The sequence below is a fragment of the Actinomyces sp. ICM47 genome (genome assembly GCF_000278725.1).
Taxonomy (GTDB): Bacteria; Actinomycetota; Actinomycetes; order Actinomycetales; family Actinomycetaceae; genus Pauljensenia.
On the sequence record NZ_ALCA01000058.1, the window covers coordinates 1 to 8,827 of the forward strand.

The window sequence follows — 8,827 nt, forward strand, 5'->3', positions numbered from 1 at the left end:
CCGCCCCGCGTTAGCTTGCTGCGTCAGCGTGTGATCCTCCTGCGGGCCGCGCGTGTCGCCAGCGCGGAGGCGATCAGGGCCGCCGAGGCAGCCAGGTACGGGTACAGTCCCAGGCCGCCGGCTTTGGGCAGGGTCGGCATCTCCGTGTCGACGACGATGATCGAGGCCTGGTAGCGGCCGTCAACGATCATGCCCTGTGAGTTCGGCGAGTTGTTATCGAAGTCGGAGTTATAGGACTGGACGGCGGCTTTTGTCCACCGCAATGGGTTGCTCATTTCGGCACCCATCGACACGTTTGTCCCGGAGCCGTCGGGGTACCTGGAGGTGAGCGTGAAGGGGATCGGCTGGGGGAGCAGGGAGTGTCCGGCGGGTGCTTTCGTTTCGACGAGCCAGTACTGCTTGCCCATTTCCAGCGTGGTGGTCTTCCAGTAGTAGGGCGAGTAGCCGACGTTGGTTGAATTCAGCGAAACGATGGGTGTGGCGGAAGCGTTGACGCGCGGGTCTACGTCGTAGATCGCGAATTCGGAGCCGGACAGTGGGTACAGTCCATTGCCTTGATCGTCCATGTACTCGTTGCTGATTTCAGGCCACTGGAGGTTCGTGTACTGGTGGCCGGCTTTCGCGATGACGAGCGTGTGGACGGGGACGGAACCGCAGGCTTTGTTGTTGGCCGCGCCGTCGATGTCGCGGTTGGCGGCGACGGAGAGATCGGCGTACATGCCGTACCCGCTGGTGGGTGTGCCGCCGATGTTTCGACACATGTAATTGGAGATGGTGACGCCTGCTGCCTCGGAGCGGGTGACGTTGACGCGTACCCAGTATTCGCGTGTGGTGTTGGCGGGCAGTGGTTCGGAACCGGTGATCGTGTAGCGTCCTCCGACTGCGGATACGGGTGTGCCCAAGTCGAGGGCGTCTTGGCTGGAGCCGATCATGACGGAGTTGATGGTCAGGCCGTAGGCGAAGTTTGGCACGAATTGGACGGTGCCCGTGTCGCTGTTGAGGGTTCCCTTGTTGGATGCGGTGATCTTGTAGTCGATGTCGAAGGTGAGCGCGCCCGTTAGGCCGCCGTTGGTGGCGACCGTGTTTTGGAAGCTGACGGATGCGTGGCGTGAGCGGTTCGTGTAGGTGCAGTCAATCATTTGGGCGGCTGCGCTGTGTGCGGCACCCACGCCCGCGAAGTTAATGGATTTGGTGGCTTTGTTGATGGTGACGCCCACGTCGTTGCCCTCGCCGTTGACGCAGGTGATGTCCGTCAGTTCCCATTGTTCGGTGGGGTCGTCTGTGCTGGTCATGCCTGTTTCAGTGACGGTGAAGTCTGAGTGTCCGACGAGGAACGCCTGGTACGAGGCCATGGATCCCTTGTTGGCTGCGCCCACCCCGGTGGGGGTGATCGTCTGGCTGAAGGAGCCGTTGCCGACCCATCCGGATACGGTGCTTCCGTTTGAGGTTGTGGACGAGGCCGTGGCACCGGTGGATGCGTCAATGGTGTCCTGGGTGGCGGTGGAGGTGAAGGTGGCGGAGGGTTGGGTGGTGTAGGTGCGTCCGTCGTCGGTGGTGATGACTTTGTGGATGCGCACGTAGCGTTCCTGGTTGATGATGGCGTACAGGCACGCGAAGGTCATGTTAAGTTCTTGTGTGCTCATGGACGTGACGGGGGTGGCGCCGGCTGGGGGCGCGGTGGGGCAGGAGGCGCTCTGTCCGTTGTTTGTGAATCCCCAGATGGTCATGCGGTAGCGCACGCCGTTCTTTTCCCACACGGTGTCGGGCAGCGTGGAGGTTGAGATGGAGACGGTGTCGTTCGAGGCCGGGGTGCGCAGCGAGATGTCGACGGCATCCGGCCAGTCGTTCTCCGCGCGCTGTGCCTTCGCCCAGCCCGCGGTTTGATCGATGTGGCCCTGTTGGCCCTTGTTGTAGAGGTCGTGCGTGCCGTTGCCCGCGCCGACGTTTTGGGCGCACACGGTCTGGCCCGTCAGCCATTGGTCGGAGTCGCGTCCTTCCGGGTTGTACAGGCGCGCGGGTCCCGTGAATTTGCCGCGGATCCTACGACGGCTGCCATTGGCGGCCACTGACCCGTCCGGGTTAGTGTCGCACACGGAGTTGGCGACGATGGTGTAGGCACCGCCCGCGCGCGGAACGACCGTGGTTTGTGTGTCGTCCTGCGTCTCGGTGATGTTCCACGGGACGATGCCCTGCATAGCGAAGCCGTCGCCTTGGATGCGCAGGTTCAGGTTGCCGTGGAAATACCGCTGCGGACCCACATCGGTCAGCGTCTTCTCGTCCCTGCCCGTGCCTCGTTCCAGGTTGTTGAAAATCGGCAGGTTGTTGTTGCGCAGCGTGCCCAGCAGGAAGGGTTGGCCTGTGGAGACCGTGCCGGGGTTGTTGGGTTTGAAACCCATAGCGGTCTGCATCCAGGGGGATACCTTGCCTTGAACGGTGATCTCATTGTTGTAGAAAATGATGCCGTTCTCTGCGGGGTTTTCGCCCCACGGCATGGATCTGGTTGTGTAGCTCCAGTAGCCCTGCGAGGCTAGCGAGGACTCCAGCCACTGGGCGCGCTGCCAGCCCGTTCCCTCCTGCATGGATCCGCCCGGCCAGGTGCCCCATTGGTCCAGGGGCTTGACCCAGCCGTCGCGCGACCACATATTGGGGTTGTTCTTCTCCATGTAGGCGTATTTGAAGACCGAGTTCTTCGTGTCCAGGACCGTACCGTAGTAGACGAAGCGCCGGAAGTTCTTGTCCTGCATGGCGGTCTGGTTGGTCAGGGCGATGCCGGGGTAGGTGCGCTGGGTGGGCGAATTATTGACGACGGAGTCCGAAAAGATCGAGGCGACGTTGCTGATCGTGAACGTGTCGGACCCGGCGGGTTCCTGTGCGGCGTTCGCGGGTTCGGTGTTGAGCGGTGCGGTGAGGCAGACGCCGCCGAGCACGAATGCAGCGGCGGCGGTGCAGGCGATTTTTCGGAGCAGCGTATTGGCGTGTGACCTGGCGCGGGTCGTGCGCCGAGTGAAGGCTGTCGAAAGTCGCATGTGTACTCCGTATGTCCCGTGGCGTGTGTGATGGGGTGTGGTGGGCTTCATTCCCGGTTAGTTATCGTCAAACTAATTCGTGAGAATGCTACCTGCGGATGGGGATGACCGCAAGCGTTTGTCATAACATCACAGTTTGCATGGATGTGTCAGGACGTAAAAATGGCGGAATTATGCCGATTTATTGGAGCTAATGTGAAATCTATGTTCGATGGTAAGTGTTTGACACTTTGTGTTATCAAATGGTCCACAAGAGTAAGTGTGGAGCCTCGTTGCAGCGTCTCACGGGACACCGGTCCCGTGGTGTACGCACGGGGTTGGTTGCCACGAGTTTGCCGAGGACGAGGCGCGGCGGACCCGCGTGCGCGACCGTCTCGGACCTCTTCGCACGTGTGGGCGGATGTTGTGCCTTAGCACTCGACGACGTTGACGGCCAGGCCTCCCTCCGAGGTCTCCTTGTACTTCGAGAGCATGTCGTTGCCGGTCTGGCGCATCGTCTCGATGACGACGTCCAGGCTCACCATGTGCCGCCCGTCGCCCCACAGCGCCATGCGCGCAGCGTTAATAGCCTTCACGGCGGCAATCGCGTTGCGCTCGATGCACGGCACCTGCACGAGGCCCGCCACCGGGTCACAGGTCAGCCCCAGCGAGTGCTCCATCGCGATCTCGGCCGCGTTCTCCACCTGCTGCGGGGTGCCGCCCAGTGCCTGGGCCAGTCCGGCCGCCGCCATCGCCGAGGCCGACCCGACCTCGCCCTGGCAGCCGACCTCGGCACCCGCGATGGACGCGTTCGTCTTGATCAGCGCGCCGATGGCCGTGGCGGCCAGCAGGAACTCGTGCACGAGGGCTCGGCGGCGCGCCGCGCACTCCTTCACGGACGAGGCCGTGGCCTCGTCGCCGGAATCCGTGCACTCCGCCAGCGAGTCGGCAGAAGTAGCAGGCGTCATGCGGATGTGGCGCAGCGGCTGGACTGCCCCGTCCTCCGTGGCGGGACCCGCTGCCACACCCGGCACCGAACCCGTCTCCGGGCAGTGCGTCACCAGGTAGCCCAAGACTGCCGGGATGACGCCCGCCGCCCCGTTCGTTGGTGCCGTCACCACGCGGTGGCCGGCCGCGTTCTCCTCGTTCACAGCCAAGGCGAACAGGTTGACCCAATCCATCGCTCGCATGGGATCCGCCGTCGTCGACGCCCACGCAGCGCCCGCCGCGCGGCGACCGCTTGAGCCAGCCCCGGCCTCGTCCATCGACTCCACGGGCGATGCGGGGATGCCCGTCAAGCGCTGGGCGAGTTTTCCGGCGAGCGCGCGGGCGCGGCGCGGCACATCCAAGCCGCCCGGGAGAATGCCCGCCGCCGACGTGCCCGCGTCCACGCAGTCGAACATCGTGTCTGCGATGCGATCCAGGTAGGCGTTGAGCGTGTCGCGCGGGCGCACTGCCTCCTCATTCGTGCGCACGAGGTCCGCGATGCTCAGGCCGGCCTCGTCGCACTGGGCGAGCAGCTGCGCCGCCGACGCGAAGGGGTGTGGTGCGGGAATGTCGATGCCGACGCCGGCCTGGCTGGAGGCGAGAGAGGAGACCTCGGGATTCTGCGGGTCGTCGTTCGTCTGCAGCATGACGAAGCCGCCGCCCACCGAGTAATAGGTGCGCTGGAGGATGACGTCGCCGTCCTGGCCGGTGGCCGTGATCGTCAGCGCGTTCACGTGATAGGGCAAGACCGTGCGTGGGACGAAGCGGATGTCCTCGGCGATGTTCAGGGGAATGCGCGTGCCGCTCGGCAGCGTGAGCGTGCCCGTGCGCGCCAGCGTCGGCAGAATCGCCTCCACCGTGTCGATATCCACCGTCTCCGGGTCGTAACCCGCCAAACCCAGGAGAACCGCGCGGTCCGTTGAGTGGCCTCGGCCCGTCGCGCCCAGTGAGCCGAACAGATCAATCGTGATGTGTGACGGCGGCGTCAGCGCCGTCAGCTCCGTCGTGAACGCGAGTCCCGCGCGCATCGGCCCCACCGTGTGCGACGACGACGGCCCGATCCCAATGCGGAACATGTCGAACACCGACAGCGGGTGCGGCGCGTCGTGCGCGGCGACCTCACCCGAGACGATAGCGGCGGGCGTGGGACGCGACGGGTCGTAAGCGGTAACGGGCGCGACAAGCGCGACGGGGCGAAGATCCATGCGCCCTATTGTGCAGGTGCTCGGCTCTTCGTGCGTGACGAGGCCGGGGTGGGGCGGGTGAGAAGGCGGCGAGTGGGGAGGTGGAGGGCGGTGTGTGTGCCATGCAGTGTGGGCGGCCAGGGCCTTCGGGAGTGGGGTGACGGGGCGTGCGGCACTGTTTGTGCGAGGGTGTCAAGTTGCGTCTAGTTCCGCATTTTGATTTGTTGCCAGCCGTTAAAAATGGCAAAGCAACGACGTATATTGCGCCGATTTAAATTGATACCAGCTGGTAAAACGGCGAACTCCTGCGGAAATAGACCTTGACTGTTATTCTGTAACGTAAGCCACGAGGAAGGTAGTGAAAATCGGGTTGCATTTTTCAGTAACCGCGTCATAGGCTGGGTGTCATCAAGGTTGTGGAAAAACTGAACCGGACATCCCACCGGCACCACAGCGAAGCAAGGGACCTGAGGAGAATGATCAATGGGAACGAGTCGAGCGCGCGCAGGACACGCGCGGCACACGCGAACAGGGTTCCTGACCCGCGCACTGGCCGCGCTGGCCGTCGCTGCTACCGCCGCCGGAACGATTGTCGCAACCCAGGTCACCACCCCCGAGGCGGCCCAGGCCGCCCAGGAGCCCGCCGCCGCCGGTATCGAGGTTGGTCCCGTTCGTGCGAGCATGGGAACCGGCATTGTCAATGAGTCCGAGACGGACACGACCACCAGCCTTCCCGACAACTTCATTCGCTACGGCATCGTGCCTGGAATGTCGGAGACCCCTTTCTCTCGTGCCGGCATCAATGGCGGCAAGCCAATCACTGACAACAAGCCTGTTCGTACCCAGCTGGGTGGTACATTCGCCAAGAACAACGACCTGTGGACCTACATCACCCGCGGTCATCCCTGGAAGTGGGACACACAGGGAGGCACGCCGACACCAGGCACCAGCGAAGCGTGGATGAACGACCACGGCAAGATGTGGGACAACGGCGGTGACGCCAAGCTGTGGGCGAACGGCCAGAGTGCCATCGGCTTCAAGCCGAATGATCCGGGCACCGTCCAGCCGGGCGAGACCTTCCTGCTCGGCGCCATCCGCCATAACAACCTGCCGATCCGTGGAGGTAAAAATGTCAAGCAGTTCCTGCACTCGAGCCTGAATATCACGCTCCCCGACCTGCTCGGTGGAACGCCCGAGAGCTTTCCCTTTGTTAACCAGGAAACCTACAACACGCTCTCTTCGACGATCATCTACCGCAAGGGTGGTGCCTACGTGAAGACTGAGGCGCAGCCTGGCACGGGTACGTGCTCGACATACTTCGGTATTAACGGCTGGCCTGCGAATCAGCAACTCAACGGAAAGTGGCCTCGTGACCTAGTCCTTGATGGGTCGTATGGTGTGCCCAAGGACACGGCCAATGGCGAGTTCATTGGTCCTGCCTACGAGCCGGACCTGGTTGATGCGAGCGATCCCTCAAAGGGCTACGTCAATAAGCCCGAGAGCCAGTCCGGACGCATGTACTGCGTCAAGTACGTGGGCGAGGGAAACGGCGACTACGACTTGTACAGCCAGTACTACAATGCTGGCGCGGGTCAGCCCTATAGCACGCTGGACACGAACAAGCCTGAGATTCTGCCGCGTACGTGGCCCGGTGCCAAGGGGAACGTCAACGAGAACCCCTACGTCTGGGACAACGTGAAGCTGCAGAAGACGACGTCGGACCAGACCTTCACGAAGAACGGACGCACCTACCGCCTGCAGCTCTGGGGATTCACTCCCGCGAACAACCCCAGGACGCTCATTACATCGGATAACATCAACAGCATCCCGACCGCCGACTGCCCGGCGACGCCCCCAGCGGACGCCAAGCGCACTGACACCTTCGTGACGCAGGAACTCTCGGTCAACTACGGCTGCCTCTACGGCGTCATCACCGAGGAACGAAGCGTGCGCATCGTGAAGTCCGTCGAGGACCCCTCGAGCATGTACCCGACGATCCCCGCCGCCAACTTCGCGGTGGAGACCGGTGACAACTGGCACGACAACACTGCCCGCACCCCGGCGACGACCGGCACCGTGACCGTCACGAAGCCCACGGCCTCGTCCGCCCCGGCCAAGACCTCGTACATCTCCGCAGCCGACCCGGCCGCGAGCCTGACCCCCACCGGCTTCGGTGCGGCAAACGCAAAGTACGACTCGACCTTCATCCCCTTCGAAGTCGGTAACTCCGACTTCACCATCACGGAGAAGGACATCAGCACCGGCGGCGACGACAAGTGGAACCTCAAAGACATCCAATGCGTCAACGGCATCGGTGAAGACGTCGCCGTGACCCGCACCGAGCGCGGCGTCAACTTCAAGAACGTCGGCGGCGCAGCGTCCAACGAGGCAGCCCCCATCACCTGTACGTTCGTCAACGAGTACCAGTCCCCCGACCTGCACGTCGCGAAGACCATCGAGGTGAACGGCGGTGCCAACGGTGCCACCAGCTTCACCGTGGACTACAAGATCGTCGCCACCAACGACGGCACGCTCGCCGCCAACACCGGCAAGCTCACTGACAAGCCCGACTTCGCGAAGGGCCTGGAGATCCAGTCCGCGAAGATCGCCGAGACCCAGGCGGGCCTGGACACCGCGTCCGACGCCACCGCCACGGACGGCGTCTACACGCTGACCGACGGTGTCGATCTGGCTGCCGGAGCCTCCAAGGAATACTGGATCCGCTTCGCGGTCACCCGTAACCCCGCGGCAACCGGCTACAACGAGGCCGACCTGGCCTGTGCCGTCGATGGAAATGGTGTACGCGTCCCCGGCAAGGGCCTCTTCAACGAGGTTTTGGTCGATGACCGTAAGGACAGCGACGGCGACTACAACAACAAGGATTGTGGCCCGACCGTCCCCCACGACTTCGTCGTGCTCAAGGCCGGTACCCAGAACATGGGCGCCACGTTCACCGATCCGACGAACCAGTACACCTACGGCGACAACAACGACGCGATGTACCCCCTCAAGGGCGCAGAGTTCGCGATCTACAACGCCAACCCCAACACGGACGCCAACGCCACCGTGGTCAAGACCCTGACCCAGGCCACCGCGACCGACGGATACTACTGGAGCGTGGGCGACCTCAATATCGACACCCCCTACTGGCTGGTCGAAACCAAGGCCCCCGCAGGACACTCCCTCCTGCCCCAGCCCCTCGAGTTCAAGCTGACGACCGCCCGAGCCGACGGCTCCGGAACGACGGTTGAACTCGCGGCCGACGCAACCGACGCGGCCAAGTGGGCAAAGGGTGCCGCCCAGGCCTTCTCCTCCGAACTGAACACTAACTCCGTGGAGCAGGGCTTCGTCATCGACGGCACCAACAAGGCCACCCTGGTCGTCAAGGACACCGAGGTTGGCGAGCTGCCCAAGGCCGGCAGCACCGGAATCTTCCCCTACATCGGCGTCGCAACGGCGCTCATGTGCGGGGCGATGGTGATGACCGTGGTCACCACCAAGAGGCGCAAGGCATACGCCTGAGCCACCCATGAGGTCCCGTGACCACGGCGACCCACCATCAGAAAAAACTCCCGAAATCACACACACAGGAGAAAGAAAACCTATGAGCACCACGAAGACCCGCCGCAGCCTGAGCCTGCTCGCAGCCTT

The 8,827-nt window shown here is 63.4% G+C and carries 3 protein-coding genes; 1 reads left to right on the forward strand and 2 read right to left on the reverse strand.

Features of this window, described 5'->3' with window-relative positions; all coding sequences use genetic code 11:
- Positions 1-23 precede the first annotated feature (23 nt).
- Positions 24-3,026 carry a prealbumin-like fold domain-containing protein gene (locus HMPREF1136_RS03595; protein WP_009647971.1) on the reverse strand — a complete coding sequence of 1,001 codons (3,003 nt, stop codon included), beginning with the start codon at positions 3,024-3,026 and terminating at the stop codon, positions 24-26.
- A gap of 410 nt (positions 3,027-3,436) precedes the next feature.
- Complete coding sequence (locus HMPREF1136_RS03600; protein WP_009647970.1) at positions 3,437-5,197, reverse strand: L-serine ammonia-lyase, iron-sulfur-dependent, subunit alpha; 1,761 nt, start codon at positions 5,195-5,197, stop codon at positions 3,437-3,439.
- A gap of 462 nt (positions 5,198-5,659) precedes the next feature.
- On the opposite strand from HMPREF1136_RS03600, the gene HMPREF1136_RS03605 reads away from it, so the two are divergent.
- Positions 5,660-8,698: a prealbumin-like fold domain-containing protein gene (locus HMPREF1136_RS03605; RefSeq protein WP_009647969.1), complete on the forward strand. Its 3,039-nt coding sequence runs from the start codon at positions 5,660-5,662 to the stop codon at positions 8,696-8,698.
- Positions 8,699-8,827: the final 129 nt, after the last annotated feature.